19 protein-coding genes are annotated in these 19,001 nt (G+C 44.6%); 15 read left to right on the forward strand and 4 right to left on the reverse strand.

The window, feature by feature from the left end:
- Positions 1-14: 14 nt before the first annotated feature.
- Complete coding sequence (hmpA, locus tag BAA9072_RS12010; RefSeq protein WP_201714909.1) at positions 15-1,223, forward strand: NO-inducible flavohemoprotein; 1,209 nt, start codon at positions 15-17, stop codon at positions 1,221-1,223.
- A 137-nt stretch (positions 1,224-1,360) separates the two neighbouring features.
- Here the strand turns inward: hmpA and BAA9072_RS12015 are convergent, their stop codons facing one another.
- Positions 1,361-1,528 (reverse strand): hypothetical protein, encoded by a 168-nt coding sequence (locus BAA9072_RS12015; protein WP_201714910.1) that lies wholly within the window; start codon positions 1,526-1,528, stop codon positions 1,361-1,363.
- 188 nt (positions 1,529-1,716) lie between these two features.
- On the opposite strand from BAA9072_RS12015, the gene BAA9072_RS12020 reads away from it, so the two are divergent.
- Entirely contained in the window at positions 1,717-2,094 is a 378-nt protein-coding gene (locus tag BAA9072_RS12020; protein WP_201714911.1) for a DnaJ family domain-containing protein, read from the forward strand.
- A gap of 38 nt (positions 2,095-2,132) precedes the next feature.
- Here BAA9072_RS12020 and BAA9072_RS12025 read toward each other — a convergent pair whose 3' ends face one another.
- Positions 2,133-2,315 (reverse strand): histidine kinase, encoded by a 183-nt coding sequence (locus BAA9072_RS12025; RefSeq protein WP_201714912.1) that lies wholly within the window; start codon positions 2,313-2,315, stop codon positions 2,133-2,135.
- A gap of 44 nt (positions 2,316-2,359) precedes the next feature.
- Positions 2,360-3,841, reverse strand: coding sequence for a methyl-accepting chemotaxis protein (locus tag BAA9072_RS12030; RefSeq protein WP_201714913.1), 1,482 nt, complete (start codon positions 3,839-3,841; stop codon positions 2,360-2,362).
- Positions 3,842-4,018: 177 nt separating this feature from the next.
- On the opposite strand from BAA9072_RS12030, the gene motA reads away from it, so the two are divergent.
- From motA to BAA9072_RS12080, 10 genes are all read left to right on the forward strand, one after another.
- A complete protein-coding gene (gene motA / locus BAA9072_RS12035; protein ID WP_201714914.1) occupies positions 4,019-4,810 on the forward strand; it encodes a flagellar motor stator protein MotA in 792 nt (263 codons plus the stop codon).
- Positions 4,797-5,588 (forward strand): flagellar motor protein MotB, encoded by a 792-nt coding sequence (motB, locus tag BAA9072_RS12040; RefSeq protein WP_201714915.1) that lies wholly within the window; start codon positions 4,797-4,799, stop codon positions 5,586-5,588. Before motA ends, motB begins: the two co-directional genes overlap by 14 nt.
- Before the next feature lie 330 nt (positions 5,589-5,918).
- Positions 5,919-7,310: an alanine/glycine:cation symporter family protein gene (locus tag BAA9072_RS12045; protein ID WP_230980843.1), complete on the forward strand. Its 1,392-nt coding sequence runs from the start codon at positions 5,919-5,921 to the stop codon at positions 7,308-7,310.
- A gap of 134 nt (positions 7,311-7,444) precedes the next feature.
- The gene (locus BAA9072_RS12050) at positions 7,445-8,539 is read left to right on the forward strand and encodes a carbohydrate kinase (RefSeq protein ID WP_201714917.1); all 1,095 of its coding nucleotides are present in this window, start codon (positions 7,445-7,447) and stop codon (positions 8,537-8,539) included.
- A gap of 19 nt (positions 8,540-8,558) precedes the next feature.
- Positions 8,559-9,488 carry a pseudouridine-5'-phosphate glycosidase gene (locus BAA9072_RS12055; RefSeq protein ID WP_201714960.1) on the forward strand — a complete coding sequence of 310 codons (930 nt, stop codon included), beginning with the start codon at positions 8,559-8,561 and terminating at the stop codon, positions 9,486-9,488.
- A 97-nt stretch (positions 9,489-9,585) separates the two neighbouring features.
- Positions 9,586-12,048 carry a PAS domain-containing protein gene (locus BAA9072_RS12060; protein ID WP_201714918.1) on the forward strand — a complete coding sequence of 821 codons (2,463 nt, stop codon included), beginning with the start codon at positions 9,586-9,588 and terminating at the stop codon, positions 12,046-12,048.
- Between the two features lie 258 nt (positions 12,049-12,306).
- Complete coding sequence (locus tag BAA9072_RS12065) at positions 12,307-13,623, forward strand: FAD-dependent oxidoreductase (RefSeq protein WP_201714919.1); 1,317 nt, start codon at positions 12,307-12,309, stop codon at positions 13,621-13,623.
- On the forward strand, positions 13,620-14,609 hold the full coding sequence (locus tag BAA9072_RS12070) for a class I SAM-dependent methyltransferase (protein ID WP_201714920.1): 990 nt from the start codon (positions 13,620-13,622) through the stop codon (positions 14,607-14,609). Before BAA9072_RS12065 ends, BAA9072_RS12070 begins: the two co-directional genes overlap by 4 nt.
- A 223-nt stretch (positions 14,610-14,832) precedes the next feature.
- Positions 14,833-16,140 (forward strand): lysine N(6)-hydroxylase/L-ornithine N(5)-oxygenase family protein, encoded by a 1,308-nt coding sequence (locus BAA9072_RS12075; protein ID WP_230980844.1) that lies wholly within the window; start codon positions 14,833-14,835, stop codon positions 16,138-16,140.
- Positions 16,141-16,214: 74 nt separating this feature from the next.
- Positions 16,215-16,730, forward strand: a complete 516-nt coding sequence (locus BAA9072_RS12080) for a type 1 glutamine amidotransferase domain-containing protein (protein ID WP_201714921.1) — start codon at positions 16,215-16,217, stop codon at positions 16,728-16,730.
- A gap of 77 nt (positions 16,731-16,807) precedes the next feature.
- On the opposite strand, the gene BAA9072_RS12085 is transcribed toward BAA9072_RS12080, so the two are convergent.
- The gene (locus BAA9072_RS12085; RefSeq protein ID WP_201714922.1) at positions 16,808-17,035 is read right to left on the reverse strand and encodes a DUF1128 domain-containing protein; all 228 of its coding nucleotides are present in this window, start codon (positions 17,033-17,035) and stop codon (positions 16,808-16,810) included.
- Positions 17,036-17,212: 177 nt separating this feature from the next.
- Between BAA9072_RS12085 and BAA9072_RS12090 the strand changes: the two genes are divergently transcribed.
- Genes BAA9072_RS12090 through BAA9072_RS12100 form a run of 3 tightly spaced genes read left to right on the forward strand, consistent with a single transcriptional unit; the run spans position 17,213 to position 18,970 of the window.
- Positions 17,213-17,704, forward strand: coding sequence for a low molecular weight protein-tyrosine-phosphatase (locus BAA9072_RS12090; RefSeq protein ID WP_201714962.1), 492 nt, complete (start codon positions 17,213-17,215; stop codon positions 17,702-17,704).
- On the forward strand, positions 17,694-18,113 hold the full coding sequence (locus tag BAA9072_RS12095) for a hypothetical protein (protein WP_201714923.1): 420 nt from the start codon (positions 17,694-17,696) through the stop codon (positions 18,111-18,113). Before BAA9072_RS12090 ends, BAA9072_RS12095 begins: the two co-directional genes overlap by 11 nt.
- Positions 18,114-18,130: 17 nt before the next feature.
- Positions 18,131-18,970 carry a YihY/virulence factor BrkB family protein gene (locus BAA9072_RS12100; protein WP_201714924.1) on the forward strand — a complete coding sequence of 280 codons (840 nt, stop codon included), beginning with the start codon at positions 18,131-18,133 and terminating at the stop codon, positions 18,968-18,970.
- Positions 18,971-19,001 lie beyond the last annotated feature (31 nt).

The following is a 19,001-nucleotide window of genomic DNA, read 5'->3' on the forward strand; positions in this document are numbered from 1 at the left end:
TAGAGGTGACCTACATGCTATCTCAAAAAACCATTGAAATCGTGAAATCGACTGCTCCTGTCTTAGAAGTGAAAGGAACGGAAATAACGTCCACTTTTTATAAAAATTTATTTACCAATCATCCAGAGTTATTAAATATCTTCAATCATGCTAATCAGAAAAAAGGAAGACAGCAAACCGCACTCGCCAATACGGTGTATGCGGCTGCACAGAACATCGATAAACTCGAAAGTATTCTTCCTGTAGTGAAGCAGATTGCCCATAAGCACAGAAGTTTAGGTGTTAAGCCTGAACATTATCCAATTGTAGGGGAGCACCTGCTTCAAGCAATCAAGCAAGTCCTTGGAGAGGCAGCGACGGATGAGATCATTGAAGCATGGGGGGACGCATACGGTGTCATCGCCGGAGTATTCATTGATGTAGAAGAAGAAATGTACAAAGAAACGGAAAACAAAGACGCAGGATACAGAGACTTTAAACCGTTTATCGTCGCAAAGAAGGTAGAGGAGAGCGGGGTTATCACATCTTTCTATCTTCAACCGAAAGAAGGCGGAAATGTCCCGACTTACATGCCAGGTCAATATATTTCTGTGCGGGTGACGATCCCTGGTGAAGAGTTCACTCATATTCGTCAGTACAGTTTATCAAGCGCACCAATGGAGAATCTCTTCCGAATTTCTGTTAAAAGGGAAGCAGAGTGTGATCCGCATGGGAAGGTGTCCAATTTCTTACATGACAAAGTTGCCGAAGGAAGTGAAATCGAAGTCAGTGCACCAGCTGGGGACTTTTATTTAGAAAATGGAGAAGCGCCTGTTGCATTTATAAGCGGAGGTGTTGGAATCACACCTATGATGAGTATGCTCGAACAAGTGGCAAAAACCACACCGGCACGGAGAACAGCGTTTATTCATGCGAGCAAACATGAAGGGGTTCATGCCTTTAGAGATGAAGTCGCTCAACTTATGACCGAGATGGTGAATGGGGAAGCGTGTTATATTTATGAAAATCCACGGGAAAAATCCGGATCCCATTTTACAGGATACGTGAACAAAGAAATCCTGAAGCAGTATGTAGCCGAGGGGACGGAATGCTATGTGTGCGGTCCGGCACCGTTTATGAAGGCCGTTATCGGAATGTTGGCGGAAATGGGCGTATCTAAGGTGAGCTATGAATTCTTCGGTCCGGCGATGGATTTAAGTAAGAAAGAGAGTGTCACGGTTTAACGATTTGAAAATAAAGTTCGGAATTTCTGAAAATAAAATCATCAGTTTTGAAAATGAAAATGTAATTGAACCTGAATACGGGGCATCTTTCAATAGGGGAACCAAAAAAACGCTAGGATTCCTAGCGTTTTTCTGATTCAGTAGCGGTGTTCATCGTTATCTTCACGATTTTTAAATGCTTCCTGTGTGACAATCAATTCTTCATCACCCACTGCATCTTCCGAATGTTTTTTAGATGTACTATTTTGAAGGAAATTACCTGGATGCCCCTTTTTCTTTGATTCGAATGATTTACCACGTGCCATGTCAGCCACTCCTTTTCGTTCGTGATACAGGTAGTTTTTCCAGCTGATACGAAAATATGTGAAATGAATTGTCAGAAAATAGACTCATCTCTTATGTTCAGCAATCCGTCCGATTGGATATACTAGTAGTAACATGTGGGAATTCCCGCTGCTAAAGAAACAATCGATTCCGCCAGGGAGGGATTTAGTTGGATTTTTCAATGATTGTATCGGAGCATCGAATCAAGAAAGCGTATGAGGACGGAGAGTTTAAACAACTTCCCGGTTATGGGAAACCGCTTAATCTGGATGATGATTTAGGTGTGCCTCAGGAATTGAAGATGGCCCACCGGATGATGAAGAACGCAGGATATACAACGGATGAAATGAACGTAAAAAAAGAAATGATGCGGATCGAGGATTTGATCAAGGTATGTGATGATGATGTCAAAAGGCATGAGCTGGAGCAGAACCTGAATGAGAAAATGCTGAAATACAATGCAATGCTTTCGAAGAAGCGCATTAATACGAATAGTTCATTGTTCAAAAATTATGAGCATAAACTGGAAAACAGGCTTCTGAAATGAAGAAAACACCACTTTCATCCGGAAAGTGGTGTTTTTCTTTATGTCTCCCGGTCTTCTTTGAATAAGAAGAAGGAAATCAAGCCGGATAGGAGCGTACCTCCGATGATGAGCATGATTTTCGAACCAAGCTCAATTTCGGAATAATATTTGCCCAGCATCCAATAAGATGCAACGGCCACGAGTATCATGATGGGTATGATCATGGTGAATCGTTTTTTCAAAAGTGCCACATCCTTTAAAACTATTGCTCTTAGTTTACCACAGATCAAGCGTTGACACTGTTCTGAATTCGCTCTGCACTTGTGGCAGTATCTTGAACATATTGAGCGATCATCCGATTGTCACCATGAAGGGTTTCGATGGTGGCACTGATTTCTTCAAGACCGGCAGAAGTCTGTTGTATGACAGCAGCCAGTTCCTTCGTTGACAGCTCGGCTTCTTCAGTCTGTCCTCTTACATCAGAAGCCGTGGACGTTAAGCGTTGGAACTCATTTGACAGGGTATCAAGCTTCTCGCGGAGTGTCGTGAAATACGATGTCACCTCTCCTGTTGCCCCTACGTTTTCATTGAGCTTTTCAGAGCTTAGATTCATGATTTCAACAGCAGAAGAGTTCACTGCGTTAACGGAAGCAAGGTTATCATTGATGCGGGTTGCCGTGTTCCGGGTGATCTCGGCTAATTTTCGTATTTCATCTGCCACTATACTGAATCCTCGGCCGGCTTCCCCTGCCCGAGCCGCCTCGATGGATGCGTTCAGTGCAAGAAGATTGGTTTGATCCGTAATATCCTGAATGCTCCCGATGAAGGTATTGGTTTCTTCGATCTTACTCGTGAGTTCTTTAAAGGTCTGATGAAGGCCTTCAATGATATTTTTAAGTTCGATCATGTTTTCCTGAAGATCCATGACCCTTTCACTACCTGAAACGGCAACGCTGTTCGCATCCGTGGAATGGATAGTAAGATCATTAGAAAGCTTCGAGACTTCTTCCATTTTACTCATCGTCATTTCTGTGACGAGAGCGATGTTATTGATCTGATCACTTTGGGTGACGCTTCCCGCTGAAATCTCATTCACAGCTGTTTTCATCTCATCATGTGAGACAAGATGGGTTTGAATCTGTTCGTTGATTTGATGGATACTTCCAGTAATGGAGGATAACTCCTTTTGTAAAAAGGTTTGTTGGTTCTCTTTTTTCCTGCTTTCATTTTCCGTCAAGTGAATAAATTCCTTAAGCTGTTTGAATTGCGTGCGGTTTAAATGAATGACGACTCCAAGGACGACACCGATCAGGATATAGACAAGGAGGGCAGGAATAAATAACTCGGCAAATATGACATCGCCTTCTGGTGCGAGTATTCCATTCAAGACAATCAGGACAAGACCCGACAGGTAACCGATACCAAAGATCAAAGGGTCAAAGTGAATGGCACTGATCACGGCTAAAAAGAGAAGCGTGACTAAATCGGTCGGATTGGATCCTTCGAGAAACAGCCAGACCCCCATCAGGGCATACACAGTCGGAATGCTGAAATAAACATAGGAATGCGGCTTCTTTAAAATCAATTGCAGCACAACAAAATAGACGGCAAGAAAAGCAATCTGCAGGGCGAAAATCATTACGGTAATGGTTCCTGACTCATTGATGACCGAATACGAGAGGGCTGATGCAAGGCTTATTCCGTACGTTATCAAGAGCAGAAGGTTCTTTCTTTTACTATCGACTTCTTTCAATTGCTTAGGGGTCATGATATTTTCTCTCCTTTTAATAAAACCCGTATGTTCCATATATCGACAATAATAGGTTGTGTGTTTATAACGTTTTAAGGTATTTTCAAGAAAATTTCGAATGGAACTTCCACTTAATAATCAGCGGTCCCGTCCGATATTAGTAGTAGACTACGATGAGTAAGGTGGAGCGATCAGATGGATAAGACGTCTTTAATAGGAGTCATTTTAGGATTGATAGCGGTTGGGGTGGGGATGGTATTCAAAGGGGTAAGCCCGGTTGCCTTATTGAACCCTGCAGCCATTTTGATTATTGTACTGGGGACTGTTGCCGCAGTGACCATTGCGTTTCCAACCCACGAAATTAAAAAAGTACCGAAGCTTTTCGGCATACTGTTCAAAGAACAAAAACTGCAGGATCCGAAACAAACGATCCAATTCTTCTCACAGGTGGCGGACCTTGCCCGTAAAGAAGGACTTCTCGCACTAGAGGCCAAAACCCAGGAGGTCGACGATCCATTCCTCAGGGACGGACTTTCATTAGCAGTGGATGGACAGAGTGCAGATTATATAAGAGATGTATTACATGAAGAAATCGATGCTATGGAAGAGCGGCACAGTGCAGGGGCCCTCATCTTTACACAGGCGGGGACGTACGCACCGACACTGGGGGTGCTTGGGGCCGTCATCGGCTTGATCGCTGCTCTCAGTCATATGGACAATACCGAAGAACTTGGACATGCCATTTCTGCGGCATTCGTTGCAACACTCCTCGGGATCTTTACGGGATACGTCCTGTGGCACCCGTTTGCCAATAAGTTAAAGAGGAAATCGAAGGTCGAGGTTCAGATGAAGATGATGATGGTGGAAGGCATCCTGTCTATCATTGAGGGGGAATCTCCCCGGGTCATCGAACAGAAGCTTGCATCCTATTTACCTGCAAGTGAACGAATCATGTTACTAAAGGGGGATGAGGATGAGGCGGCGTAAAAAGAAACATGACGATGAGCATATGGATGAGTCCTGGCTGATTCCCTATGCGGACTTACTCACCCTGTTATTGGCCCTTTTTATCGTTTTGTATGCATCCAGTTCAGTGGATGCTCAGAAGTTTAAGGAACTCTCCCAGGTGTTCAGTGAGATTTTCACAGGCGGTACGGGAATGATGGAGTATCCGAGTCCTGTCGCACCCCAGCAGTCCAGTGACCAAGAAGAAAAGCAGGCGGCCTCATCAGGAAAAGAAGAGGAAAAAGAGAAGGAACTGAGTAAAGAAGAACTGGATAAGCAGGCCTTTCTGAAGGATCAGGAAGAGCTGAAGGAGATTCAGAAAAAAATTAATGAATACATCAAAACGAATAATCTGGAGGTTCAATTCATCACTAAATTGACTGATGAAGGCCTGCTTCTGACGATTCGTGATAATGTACTATTTGACTCTGGGTCTGCCACGGTTCAGGGGAGTGACCTGAGCGTAGCCGGGGAATTATCGGAACTCCTCGTCATGAATCCGCCTCGTAACATCATCATTAGCGGTCATACAGATAATGTGCCCATCAAGAATGCGGAATTCGACTCGAATTGGGAGCTCAGCGTCATGAGGGCGGTCAATTTCATGAAAATCATCTTGGACAATCCTGCCCTTGATCCCCAATGGTTCAGCGCGAAGGGATTCGGAGAATTTGAACCGATCGCTGACAACGGAACAGCAGAAGGTCGGGGACAAAACCGTCGGGTGGAAGTGTTGATATTGCCAAGGGTGACAGAATAAGAAAAAGGTAACTGCAGCTGATTATAGGCTGCGGTTTTTTTTGGTGCGCTTATTGACGTATTTCCGGGGAAATGGAGGGGGGGTGTCGTTATCTGTAGAATGAGATCGACGACCAGATTATGTGATTTCTTTTTATAAGAATTTTTCTGAAAAATGTTTCATCGTTCCCATTTTAGGGAAAAGTCTGGAAAGCATTTAGAAGTAGTGGCTAATTTGTCAGGATTCGGGGTCTCTGTTAAAAATTAAAGACTTATACATACTCTGGTACTACGAATGCCCCGGACTATCAACCGAAATTTAGCCACTGCCTCTGCAAAAGGAGGAGCACGATTGGATACGTTTTTTGACATCATAGGTAAAGTTTCGGCGTGGTTATGGGGACCCCCGTTAATCATCGTCCTGGGTGCGACAGGTTTGTACTTAACATTTTTATTGAAATTCATACAATTTCGATATCCTTTGTACATTTTTAAGCAAACGGTGGGAAGTGTGTTTAAAAAGCCGAAGGGGGAAGGAACGGTCACTCCACTTCAGGCATTGACCTCGGCATTGTCGTCTACGATCGGGGCGGCGAACATCGTGGGTGTCCCGGCTGCGATCATGTTCGGGGGTCCGGGAGCCGTTTTCTGGATGTGGGTGATTGCCCTCATCGGAATGGCCCTTAAGTTTTCGGAAAGTGTGCTCGCGGTCCGCTATCGAGAGAAGAATGAAAAGGGAGAGTATGTAGGCGGACCCATGTACTATATGACAAAAGGATTGAACATGAGGTGGCTGGGCGTCTGGTTCGCCTTTGCCCTGATGATCGAGTTGATCCCAAGTGTGATGGTGCAGGGGAATGCCGTTGCTTCAACGGTAGAAGAAACATTTAATGTCGACGGCCTGATCACGGGTATTGTGGTTGCCCTCATCGTCGTATTAATCGTTTTCGGAGGGATTAAACGAATCGGTAAGGTAACAGAGATCTTTGTTCCGTTCATGGCCCTGATTTATGTCGGGAGCGCATTAGTGATTCTGTTTATGAATGTTGATGCTGTACCTGAATTTTTCAGTCTGATACTGTCCAACGCCTTTCAGCCTATGTCTGCCATGGGTGGTTTTGCCGGAGTGGCCGTAGCTGAGACGATCAGGTGGGGGTTTGCACGTGGATTGTATTCCAACGAGGCTGGACTTGGAACAGCGCCGATTGCCCATGCAGCGGCGCAAACCGATCACCCTGTCCGACAGGGGCTTTGGGCGATTGTCGGAATCGTGATCGATACACTCATCGTCTGTACAGCGACGGCGTTTGTTGTCTTATCATCAGGTGTTTGGACAGCAGAGAATGCTCTGGATGATCCGTCAGCCTTAACAACCGAAGCCTTTACGAACTATTTTGGTGAATTTGGAGGGATCCTTGTCACGGTTTCGCTGATTTTCTTCGTTCTGTCCACGATCATCGTCATCGTCTTTTATGGAGCAAAGCAGGCTGAATTCCTATTCGGATGGAAAGCGGCCCAGGGAATCAAATTGGTTTATACTCTTGCGATCATCCTTGGATCCGTCGGTGCGGCAAAGGTCATCTGGCAGTTCCTTGATTTAGCCCTTGCAGCCATATTGATCCCGAATATCATTGCGGTCCTTCTGTTAAGTAAAGAAGTCAAGAGGCTCACTAATGAATTCTTTACTTCGGATGAATACTATTTGAAGGACACAGGTAAAGTGAAAGAAAAGAAAATATCTTAAACTGATAGACTTGTTTTTCCGGTGGGAAGAGCAAGTCTATTTTTTTTGCATTTATTACCTTCCACCTTGTGTAAATTTAAACAAAAGTTTAGAATATTAACAAAAGTTACTTTTCTTAATAGGGGTGGGAGAAAGTGAACGAGAAAGAGAAGCTTTTATTGTCTTACATTGAAGAGAATCCGTTTATGACGCAGCAAGAATTATCAGAGCGGAGTGGGATTTCACGGTCTGCAGTGGCCGGCTATATTTCCAATTTGGTCAGACAGGGAGAAATTTTAGGGCGTGCGTATGTGATGCCGAAGAAAAACGGGATCACCTGCATAGGGGGAGCGAATATTGACCGTAAGATGCAGTTGAAGGGGGAATTGATCCCGGAGACATCCAACCCCGCTAAATCAGAACAGACGAGTGGGGGAGTAGCAAGGAATATTGCTGAGAACCTAGGGAGGCTGGGGAAGTCTTCCAGTTTAATCACTGTGGTAGGGGAGGATACAGAAGGCAGCTGGCTCTTGCAGCAAACGAAGTCCTTCGCAGAAATTTCCGGTTCCCAGAGGCAATTGAATGAAAGTACAGGAGCCTATTCGGCCATTTTGGATGAACGCGGTGAAATGATGTTTGCCCTGGCTGACATGAATATTTATGAAAGCGTTGACATTGAATTCATCGAGAAGAGGTGGGGGGTGATTTCATCGTCTGAGATGGTGCTGTTGGACACGAATTTTCCAGAAGAGGTGCTGAGATATATTATACGGAGATGTCAGTCCGAAGGGATACCCTTGACGGTGATTCCGGTATCCGCTCCCAAGGTTAAGAAACTCCCCGCTTCATTAGAAGGAGTTACCTGGTTCATCTGTAACAAAGGGGAAGCGGAAATGTATCTGGACATGAAGATTGAAACCGAGGGTGATTACTTTAAAGCGGCCAAGGAACTAACTCTAAGAGGTGCGGAGCGTGCTGTCATCACCCGTGGAGACCAGGGGCTGATTTATTACACCACCTACAAAGAGGCAACGGCCATCCTGCCTCCTAAGGTAGAAGTGCAGGATGTGACGGGAGCGGGTGACGCTCTCGTCGCCGGCATATTATTTGGCTATTTAAAGGGATCAGATACTGACGGAGCGTGCAGGATCGGTGTGATCTGTTCATCGATCACACTTCAGTCGAGACATACGGTGGCACCTACTCTAAACACAAGCAAGCTGCAACAGGAATTCAGTCTTTATTATTAAGGGGGAAACATGTGTGAATATGGAGTCATATGTAGAATACTCAGAAGAGGTAATGGAAGCTAAGAAAAAGGGTCTGGCCATCGTGGCACTGGAGTCCACAATCATTTCTCATGGGATGCCGTATCCGCAAAATGTGCAGACGGCGAGGGAAGTGGAGGATATCATTCGATCAAAGGGTGCAGTTCCTGCCACGATTGCCATTCTGAACGGGAAAATAAAAATAGGCCTATCCCACGAAGAGCTGGAATATTTGGGACAGGCAAGCAACGTGATCAAGGCGAGCCGCAGGGATATTCCTTATATCCTTGCTTCGAAAAAGGATGGGGCGACCACGGTAGCAGCGACGATGATTTGCGCAGAAATTGCTGACATCCCGGTCTTTGTGACAGGTGGGATCGGTGGTGTGCACCGGAATGCAGAAGTGACGATGGATATTTCTGCAGATCTTGAGGAGCTTTCTGAAACGAATGTAGCCGTCGTGTGCGCAGGGGCAAAATCCATCTTGGATATCGGCTTAACGCTGGAATATCTGGAGACGAAGGGAGTACCCGTTTTAGGGTATGGAACGGACGTATTGCCGGCGTTTTATACACGGACCAGTCCTTATTCCGTGAACTATAAAGTCGAATCGCCAGAAGAGACAGCGGAGCTTTTAAAAGCAAAATGGGATCTTGGTCTAAAGGGAGGGGTAGTAATCGCCAACCCTATTCCAGAAGGGGACGCCCTGGATGAAAGCGAAATGGCTCGCATCATTGAACGAGCATTGAAAGAAGCGGAGGAACAAGGAATCAAAGGCAAAGAAGCGACGCCTTTCCTGCTTGGGAAAGTGAAAGAGCTGACCGGCGGGAAAAGCCTGACAGCGAATATCGCCCTTGTGAAGCATAATGCCTATATCGGGGCTGAGGTTGCTGTCCAATATACTAAGCTGAGTAGAGTAGAAACGTTTTAATTTCGGATAATCGTACGGAACCCGGGCAAAAAGGGATGCCCGGGTTTTTTGAATGAATTGACATTCGCCATTTATATGTTGGTAGAGGTAGGGTAAAATGATGGTAAATAACGTTACGAAAAAGGAAGGTACTATGGCTGAAATGCACCCCTATCATGCATTGAATGTTGATTCAATTCCCGTCCCGGCAGCAATCATCGATGTAAAGCGCCCATCGTATATAGAAGAAAATGAAGAGTGGAGAGGAATCATCCTGAAGGAAGACAATCTTCTCTTGAAGATAATAGGAGATGAGGACTATTCCATCCGCATACATCATCAATCCTACAGATTCAAACGTAAACAACTCGGAGAATCAAAGGAACTTGTCATGATGATCCCACAGGGAGTTAAACACGATTCGACGCACTCTCATTCGGCGGTTTATGAATCCCTCATACACAATACTCCGACATGTGTGTGCATCATTGACAAAAACGGAAAAGTCATGGAAATGAATTCTTCCTTTCAAGAATTATTCCGCATTTCCGATGATATTCTCGGTGAATCTTTGTGCAAACAGACCCCGCTTCAGAATCAATCATTCATCACCATCGTCATGAATGGTTTGAAGGGCTTGAATACGACAGGTGAAGAAGTGACTTTCGAAATGGGGAGGAAACGTAAGATCACTTGCAATATCACGATTTCCCCGGCCAATTATAAAAGTGATGGAACCGTGGACAGTGTAGGAATCATTCTCCACGACATCACGGAAAAGAAGAAGTATGAAAATGAATTGATGTCCTTGAAGGTTGAACTCGAAAACACACTCCGCCTTCAAAAGACGATCACGTATAAGATAAAAAAAAGCGATCAGGATTTCGTCATTGAAATGGCAGCAGGAGAGCTCTTGAAAAAGCTGAACCTGACACCGTCCAAAGTCATCGGAAAAACCATCCAGGAAGTGTTCGATTCCCATCATTTAGGAAAGATACAGCCGAAGCTTAAACGGATCTGGGATACAGGAGAAGAGCTGACGTATGAGGATGAATACAAGGAACTAGAGTATTTGGCTTCCATTGTCCCTGTATTCCAGAAAGGTGCAGTGGTGGAAATCATCGTTTCCATATCGGATATCTCCCTGATCAAAGATATTCAGAGAAAGCTGATCGAAAGTGAGCAAAAGTATAAATCGATCGTCAAATACAGTCCGGACAACATTTATATGGTCGACACCGATGGAATCATCCAAGAAGTGAACCCCGCTGTTAAAACTCAGTGGGATTACATATCACCACATATGATCGGCAGTCACTTCAGTAATTTCATTGCAAAAGGAAGCAAAGAGACGGCAATCAAACAATTTGAAGTCGCCCTTATGGGAGAAGCATCAAGATTTGTGACCACCTTCGAAAATGGAGAAGGTGGCAAAAGCCATGTAGCGGTAACCAATATTCCCATCCGCGTCAAAAATGAGGTCATTGGCATCTACGGCTTCGGCCAGGATATCACGGAAAAACTGCAGATGGAAGAAGAACTGAAAGAAGCGAAAGAATTACTGGAAGCGTACTTTGAACATGCAGGAGACGGAATCGCCCTGCTGGATCCAGAGGGAAACGTATTGAAGGTGAATCAACAGTTTGAATCCATGTTCGGCTGGACGAAAGAAGAAATTACGGGCAGGGAAATCACGTTCCTGCATCAGGAAAATCAGGTCGGCCAGTTCAAACAGAATCTGGCTACAGTAAAGGCAGGGAAACGGATTAAAGATTACGAAACCGTCCGCTACAGGAAAGACGGCTCCCCCGTAGAAATCGCCTTTAACATGAATCCCATCCTAAATGACAGCGGACGATTGATCGGGATTTCCGCCATCATACGTGATCTATCAGAGAAAAAGCGAAATGAGGACTTACTGAAGAAGTCAGAGCAGTTGGCGATGATCGGACAGCTTGCAGCGGGTGTGGCCCATGAAATCAGAAATCCACTGACCACGCTGAAAGGCTTCCTTCAACTCATGAAGGAAAACGCAGGGGATGACTTCTATCTCGGTGTCATTCAGGGGGAACTTGACCGGATCGAAATCATCACGAATGAATTCCTGGCGTTGGCGAAACCAAGGGCTGTCAAGTTCTCACTGACATCCTTGACGACTCTTCTGACAAGCTCGGTTGAATTCATTAAGATGGAGTGCCTGAAGCAGGGAGTCGATGTGAGATTCTCAGTGGAGGAAGCCGAAATCTACTGTGATTCCCATCAAATGAAGCAGGTCATCTTGAATGTGATGAAAAATGCCCTGGAAGCTATGCCTGCCGGTGGACTCCTGAATGTTCAACTTGAAAAAGAAGACGGCTATGGGAAAATTTTGATCCAGGATAATGGAAGCGGTATCCCACCTGAGCGCATGAAGCATCTGGGTGAGCCCTTTTATAGCACAAAAGAAAAGGGAACTGGTCTCGGACTGATGATTTGTCAAAAAATCATCAAAGAGCATCACGGATCATTATCCATCCAAAGCAACGTAAGCGAAGGGACCACTGTCACAATCCTTCTGCCAATTGCAAAAGAGAATAGATAGAACGTACTCCACGATGAGAGTTGAATCTTGTCGTGGAGTTTTTTTATTTCCCCGTCTAATGTCGATATTTAAAAGGGAATATTCCGACAATAAAAGTGGAAATCACATAGAGAAAGTGCATATTTTCCGGGAAATAGTGTGTTCTACAAATTTCTGCATGGGGATCTGTTTTGAAAGAATGTGTCACCTCATGGCAGAGCACATCGGCACGTTTCAACATTATGGAAATGGGATAAATGAATGGAAAGAGGTGAGGAAATGAAGACGAACGTTTTTATTAGTGGTGGTGGCATTGGCGGTTTGACACTCGGACTGAAACTAGCTCAGTGTGATATTGATGTAACCGTTGTGGAGCGATTGCCAGGGCGGGGTTCCGTCTACAAGGGTGAGCTCTTACAACCCAAAAGTCTGGAAATATTCGATTCCCTCGGTGTCCTAGACTCAGTCCTTCAATACGGGCACACCATTTCTGAATTGGAACTGATTGAATTGAAACGTGCTAAATCGAAAGCCGAACATTCAACCATGAGCTATTCCATCCTTCCGACTCCATACCCATTTTCCCTCATGATCCATCATGAAACGTTAAAGGATATCCTGCGGAAAAAAGGGGAAGCGTATCCGTCCTTTCATTATCGGCGGAATACGGTCTGTAAAAAGATAAATGGTCAAACCGTGACCATCCGAGACCGGGAGACGAAGGCAGAACAGGAGATTCATAGTGACTTCATCATCGGAGCAGAGGGGAGGAACTCGGTCACCCGTGATTATATGGAAGTGGAGGTGAAGGAGAAAAAGTATAATCATCACTTCCTGACGGTCACCTTCCCGCGCCCTAAGGAACTGGTGAAAGGTCGCATCATTTCTACATATCAATCATTTTTAGGCTTATTTCCGCTCCCAAACAATGAAGTAAGATCGGTTTACCTCATCCCTGCTGGTGAATACAAAACACTCCGGAAAAAACCGGTTTCAGAGTTTCATAAACTTTATATCGAAATGTGCCCCGATCTGGATGGATATGTGAACCAGATAGAGGATTGGAAAAAGATCCAGCTCATGGTCCCATTGAAATATCATGCTGATATCTATGTGAAAAATCATCTAGCCCTCATCGGGGACGCCGCTCATACAGTCCATCCCATGGCGGGGGAGGGGATGAATATGGCGATTCAGGATGGAAGCATCCTGGGGGAACTATTATGTGATATGTATGCAGAAGAAAAATTAAATCCTTCCAATTTGGAATGGTATCCAAAGGTCAGAAAAAAGAGGGTGGCACATCAGATGCACCTCAGTCACTTATCGGCACTCGTCTATTCCTACCCTTACCGGCCGGTGGGCTGGCTGCGCAATAAGAGCCTTCAGAGGATGGAAAGAGATTCGATTTCCCATTACAAACAAATGCTGAATATCTCAGGTCTCGGCATGTGGAGGGAGACCCTGTTTGACCGGATGATCCAAGGAGGGATGCTCCCGATCAGACATGATTCATTAACAGAAGAAGAGAAAACGTCGACTGCATTTACAGAAGATCAAGATTATCCCTGGAAAGGAAAGGAGGGCTTACAATGATTGGAGAAATGGTGAAAGTATGGAGGGCAAGAACCTGGATGAAAAAGAATGTCCCATTTTTATACAGCTGGCATGCCTATGTCGGATATGAAATGGACCTGTTCGACCATTTTACAGAGCCTGCTTCCATTCAGGAAGTGGCACTTTCAAAAAACATCGAAATGGACCTCCTCGAACAATGGGTGGAGGTCGGTATTACGATCAAGCATCTAAAGCGGGTAGATGATGCGAAAATCACGACGAGAAACAGATGGAAGCTGCCGACTTCCAAAAAAGATCCCCACTCTTCGGGGATTCTGCTGAAAGAAATGATGGAACTGCATATACCTGCCCTGTTATCGTATCCTCAATTACTGCGGAATCAGACGAAACAGCATTTCAACTCCGATGTCCATGGCTCCACGGTAGCGAAGACATCGATTCTATTAGAACGCTTTGCCTTCCCTAAAGTAGAAAAAGCAATAAAAAAATACAAAGTAGGTTCCATCCTCGATTTAGGCTGTGGTGAGGGAGGGTATGTGAAGAGAATAGGAAATCGTTATCCTGAAAAGAGAATGGTGGGAATCGAGATCCATGAAGCAGTCGCCAAGTCGGCAGAACAATCCCTTCAAGATTTTCATAATGTAGAGATTCTCTGTCGCGACTTACATGAATATGAACCCGAACAGCGCTTTGAGATGGTCATGGCCAACAATCTCTTTCACTATATCGATCCATCTGAACGTCTGCAATTCTTTGAGAAAGCAGCAACATGGCTCGAGTCAGAAGGATTATTCTTCGTATTGACCCCGATGCAGAAGTCCAAGCACGGTAAGCAATTCTCCAGCGCATTCAACAGCTTCTTTATGACATTCGAGAACCTGTTTCCGATCCCTTCCCAAAAGGAGATGGAGACACTTGCAGGGAAAACCCAATTCAGGGTCGAGTCTGTAGAACCGATTGTGAAAGAAGGAGGATGGTATGTGATGATATTCAGGAAAAACTGATCCTGGTAAGGGGGGATCGGTTTTTTTGTTTAGAGTGGAAATGTCTAATGGTTCTGTGTGCTTTCCTGGGTGGGGGTAAATCAGCTTCTGAATATTTAATGGAAATCAACAGTTGAACACAATGCCCACACAACCCTCAAAATTATTTTCATGAAAGAGGGTAATCCCCTACCTTTTTAGGGTAAAAATAGAAAGGTAGATCTTGAATGCGGAGGAGAGCCAATTGAGTAGACATGAAATGTATGATTGTATCGGGATTGGAATCGGTCCATACAACTTGAGCTTGGCGGCACTGATGGAGGAAAAGACAGAATTGAAGGTGAAATTTTTCGATCAGACACCGGAGTTTCAGTGGCATCCGGGTATGCTGATCAATCAGACGGACTTGCAGGTTCCATTTATCGCGGACCTGGTGACGTTTGCGAATCCTCAAAGTCGATACAGTTATTTGAATTATTTACATACCCATAATCGTTTATATAAATTTTTCTTTTTTCAAAAGTTTGAAATTCCGAGACAGGAGTACAATGATTATGCCCGCTGGGTGGTGAGTCAGCTCCGTTCTTGTCAATTTCACAGCGAAGTGATCGGTGTCACGGATGAAGGCGACTGCTATAAGGTTTTGATTGATAACCGGTTGACGGATGAGCGTGAAATTTATTATGCAAAACATGTGGTGATGGGGACGGGCAGCAAGCCGCTTATACTGGATGGAATGAAAGGGCTGCCGGTTGGAGACGTCCATCATACGAGCCAGTATCTGTTTCATAAAAACACCACGATAAAAGGGTCCTCAATTACCATTGTGGGGTCCGGTCAAAGTGCAGCCGAGGTATTCTTAGATTTATTGACAGAACAAGTAAATCATTCCTATCAGCTGACGTGGTTAACCCGTTCCGAAGGGATACTTCAGCTTGAGTCGTCAAAGCTTGGACAGGAATTTTTCGCTCCTGATTACGTGGACTACTTTCATGGATTGACGTATGAAAAGCGGATGGAAGCATTGAAAACCCTTGATCAGCTCAGGAACGGGATCGACCCTGACACACTCAACAATATCTATAATATCCTTTATAACCATTCAGTGAGTGACAAATCACCGAGCATCACGATTCAGCCTCTGACGGAAGTGAATAAGATTCGCAAAGAAGGGGACAGATATGTCTTGAATTGCCGACAATGGCAGGAAGATCGTGATTTTTCTTATCAAAGTGATAAAGTGATTTTAGCGACAGGCTACAAACCGAATATCCCCGGATGGTTCTTTGATGAATTCGAGGACAAAATCGTCTGGGAAGATGAGAAGAAATATAAAGTCTCGCGAAACTATAAGATTCAGTTTAAAGAGGAATCAAACCGTGGACATCATTTCTACACCGTGACAAATCTGGAGCATTCCCACGGTGCCGGGGCCACGAATCTCGGTTTGGCAGTTGATCGAAATATACAGATCATCAATGACATTGTCGGAGAAAACGTATATGAGGTACAACGGAATACGATCTTTTCTCAATTCACGATGGATATATAAGGGTTTTATTTTTTGAATGCAGGGTAAAGTACAAATGTGATAAATACAAACGAAAAATAGGAGTGTTTCATTTTATGGCTAAAATAGCAACGTTAATCACAGACATGTTTGAAGACGTAGAATTTACAGATCCTGAAAAAGCGTTTAAAGAAGCTGGCCACGAAGTCGTAACCATTGAAAAGGAAAAAGGAAAATCAATCAAAGGGAAGCAGGGGGAGGCAACGGTGAAGATCGATGAAAGCATCGAGGACGTCAATCCATCAGACTTTGATGCCCTGTTATTACCAGGCGGGTTCTCTCCTGATCAACTCCGTGCAGACGACCGTTTTGTGACATTCACGAAGCATTTCATGGATGAGATGAAACCGGTATTCGCGATTTGCCATGGTCCCCAATTATTGATCACGGCAAAAGCCCTGGAAGGACGAAAAGCGACGGGATTCAAATCCATTAAAGTCGATATGGAATATGCGGGTGTTACGTATGAGGATAAAGAAGTCGTCGTTTGCGGCAATCAGCTTGTAACAAGCCGGACACCGGATGATCTTCCGGCATTCAACCGTGAATCATTGGCGCTGCTTTCTAAATAGGAAAGATGAATGAAAGGGGACATTCCCCAAGGTATTTAACCTTTGGCGGGAATGTCCCCTTTTTATAGCCATTCAATTCACGCTTTTCTTCTAAGGTTACCCATTTCTTCGATGATGGCATTCATTTCGCTCGGGCTGAAGTGATCCTTGCGACTTACCATGATATACAGGTCGTGAAGGTCCTCGTACATTTCTTCATTAAAGTCTTCCGGCTTTACGGCACCTGCATTGACCATTCTTAATTTCTCTTTAATGGCTGTGACCATGAATTCAATATTTTCCGTTGTGTTTTGTGATAAATTCATCTCTGAATCGTCCTTTCCTACGTACATTTACTACCATTTATCTTTCCATGATTCGCTCATCCTGTCAACAAGCCCTCGGTTCGGTGATTCTTGGAGGATTTTTTTCGGAGAATGTTTTACACTATGAAGGAATGGGAAATGAGTAGAAACACTAATACGGTAGAAAAGGATGAGTTCATGGTAACGGTGTTGTTTGTCTGTTTGGGGAATATTTGCAGGTCTCCGATGGCAGAGGCTATATTCAGGGCTAAAGTAGAAGAAGAGAATCTAGGTGATGTGATCGAAGTGGATTCGGCAGGGACAGGAGACTGGCATGTAGGAAAGAAACCTCATGAAGGAACTTTAGCCATTCTTAGAGAAAATAATATAAAGAGCGATGGCCTCATCGCGCGGCAATTCCATGGAAAAGACAAGAAGTATGATTACATAGTGGCCATGGACGCTTCAAATGAACAGAATATGAAGAAGATCCTTGATCGGGATTTTCACGGGAAGGTGTTCAAGCTTCTCGATCTAGTGGGCGAAAGCCGGGAGAAGGACGTCCCTGATCCATACTACACCGGGAATTTTCAGGAAGTGTATGATCTTGTGGAAACCGGGTGCAGCCGATTACTGAATACAATAAAAAATGACAATCATTTGAAGGAGGGTACTATATATGGGAAGTAATAAATTTTTCAAAGGGGTTATGCTTGGTGCTGTTGCGGGAGGGCTTCTCTCACTCTTAGACAGATCGACGCGTCAGGAAGTGGGTTCCACTTTAAAAAATAGCGGGAATTATATTTCCACTTATTCAAAAAATCCTCAGAGATTGGTCGAGTCATCCAGGGAAGTATATGAGAAATTACGCTTGACGGCCGATCAGGTGAGCAGAGACATCCACTTCATCAGTGAAAAAGTAGATGAAATCAAAGGGATGACCCCTCAGGTGAAAGAGATCATCGAAGAGACGAAAGAAACGATTGAAGACTCTTCCGAAGCATACAAAGATACGTTTTCTGGCCAAGAACCATCAAATGAACTAACTGCCCAGGATGAAGAAAACCAGCCCGTTGCTTCTTCTTTTAAGGGGTATTAATGAAATGAGGTGAAAGCATGTCGGATGAGACGGTCAAAGGATGGAAAGGATTTTCGAAAAGTCTTTTCGCGAATATCAGTACGAATGACGTAACGGGGCTCGCCGCGCAAATAGCCTATTACTTTCTTTTATCGCTCTTTCCACTGCTGATTTTTATCGTAACACTCCTACCGTATCTGCCCGTTGAACAGGGAGATATTTTGGGGCTGGTGAGGGACTTTGCTCCGGGTGAAACGATGTCGATGATTGAGGAAACGCTGCAGGATGTCATGTCCAACCGTAATTCCGGACTACTGTCTGTCAGTATCATCGCCACGATTTGGTCGGCTTCCAACGGGATGAATGCCATCGTGAAAAGCCTGAACCGGGCCTATGATGTGGAGGAAACAAGGTCGTTCATTGCCACGCGCCTGATGTCCATACTATTGACATTCGCCATGATCCTGATATTTGTCATTGCACTTTTACTCCCGGTATTTGGAAAGCAAATAGGTCTTTTTCTATTTTCTCAATTCGGATTTTCAGAGCAATTTCTGACGATTTGGAACGGGATTCGCTGGGCGATCACTCCCATCATTCTCTTCATCATATTCGTCGGTTTGTATTATTTTGCTCCGAGTAAACGGATCAAATGTTTAAGTGCGTTTCCGGGAGCGATCTTTGCGACGCTTGGCTGGGTATTGGCGTCCTTGGCCTTTTCTTATTACGTGGGAAGCTTTGGGAATTATTCCGCCACTTACGGCAGCATAGGCGGAATCATCGTCCTCATGATCTGGTTCTATTTAACGGGAATCATCATCATGATCGGTGGAGAAATCAATGCATTGGTCACGATTAAAGATAATGATTCGTGTTAAAATAGGGGAAATCACTCCCCGGACATAGTAA

Origin of the sequence: Rossellomorea arthrocnemi (assembly GCF_904424705.1) — a bacterium.
GTDB lineage: Bacteria > Bacillota > Bacilli > Bacillales > Bacillaceae_B > Rossellomorea > Rossellomorea arthrocnemi.

Bases quoted from the DNA above. Each gene is read 5' to 3' on its own strand.
- BAA9072_RS12065 (WP_201714919.1), top strand. From the start codon at position 12,307: ATGAAGACGAACGTTTTTATTAGTGGTGGTGGCATTGGCGGTTTGACA.
- BAA9072_RS12055 (WP_201714960.1), top strand. From the start codon at position 8,559: ATGGAGTCATATGTAGAATACTCAGAAGAGGTAATGGAAGCTAAGAAA.
- BAA9072_RS12070 (WP_201714920.1), top strand. From the start codon at position 13,620: ATGATTGGAGAAATGGTGAAAGTATGGAGGGCAAGAACCTGGATGAAA.
- BAA9072_RS12100 (WP_201714924.1), top strand. From the start codon at position 18,131: ATGTCGGATGAGACGGTCAAAGGATGGAAAGGATTTTCGAAAAGTCTT.
- BAA9072_RS12090 (WP_201714962.1), top strand. From the start codon at position 17,213: ATGGTAACGGTGTTGTTTGTCTGTTTGGGGAATATTTGCAGGTCTCCG.
- BAA9072_RS12030 (WP_201714913.1), bottom strand. From the start codon at position 3,841: ATGACCCCTAAGCAATTGAAAGAAGTCGATAGTAAAAGAAAGAACCTT.
- BAA9072_RS12080 (WP_201714921.1), top strand. From the start codon at position 16,215: ATGGCTAAAATAGCAACGTTAATCACAGACATGTTTGAAGACGTAGAA.
- BAA9072_RS12085 (WP_201714922.1), bottom strand. From the start codon at position 17,035: ATGAATTTATCACAAAACACAACGGAAAATATTGAATTCATGGTCACA.
- BAA9072_RS12060 (WP_201714918.1), top strand. From the start codon at position 9,586: ATGATGGTAAATAACGTTACGAAAAAGGAAGGTACTATGGCTGAAATG.
- motB (WP_201714915.1), top strand. From the start codon at position 4,797: ATGAGGCGGCGTAAAAAGAAACATGACGATGAGCATATGGATGAGTCC.
- BAA9072_RS12095 (WP_201714923.1), top strand. From the start codon at position 17,694: ATGGGAAGTAATAAATTTTTCAAAGGGGTTATGCTTGGTGCTGTTGCG.
- hmpA (WP_201714909.1), top strand. From the start codon at position 15: ATGCTATCTCAAAAAACCATTGAAATCGTGAAATCGACTGCTCCTGTC.
- motA (WP_201714914.1), top strand. From the start codon at position 4,019: ATGGATAAGACGTCTTTAATAGGAGTCATTTTAGGATTGATAGCGGTT.
- BAA9072_RS12015 (WP_201714910.1), bottom strand. From the start codon at position 1,528: ATGGCACGTGGTAAATCATTCGAATCAAAGAAAAAGGGGCATCCAGGT.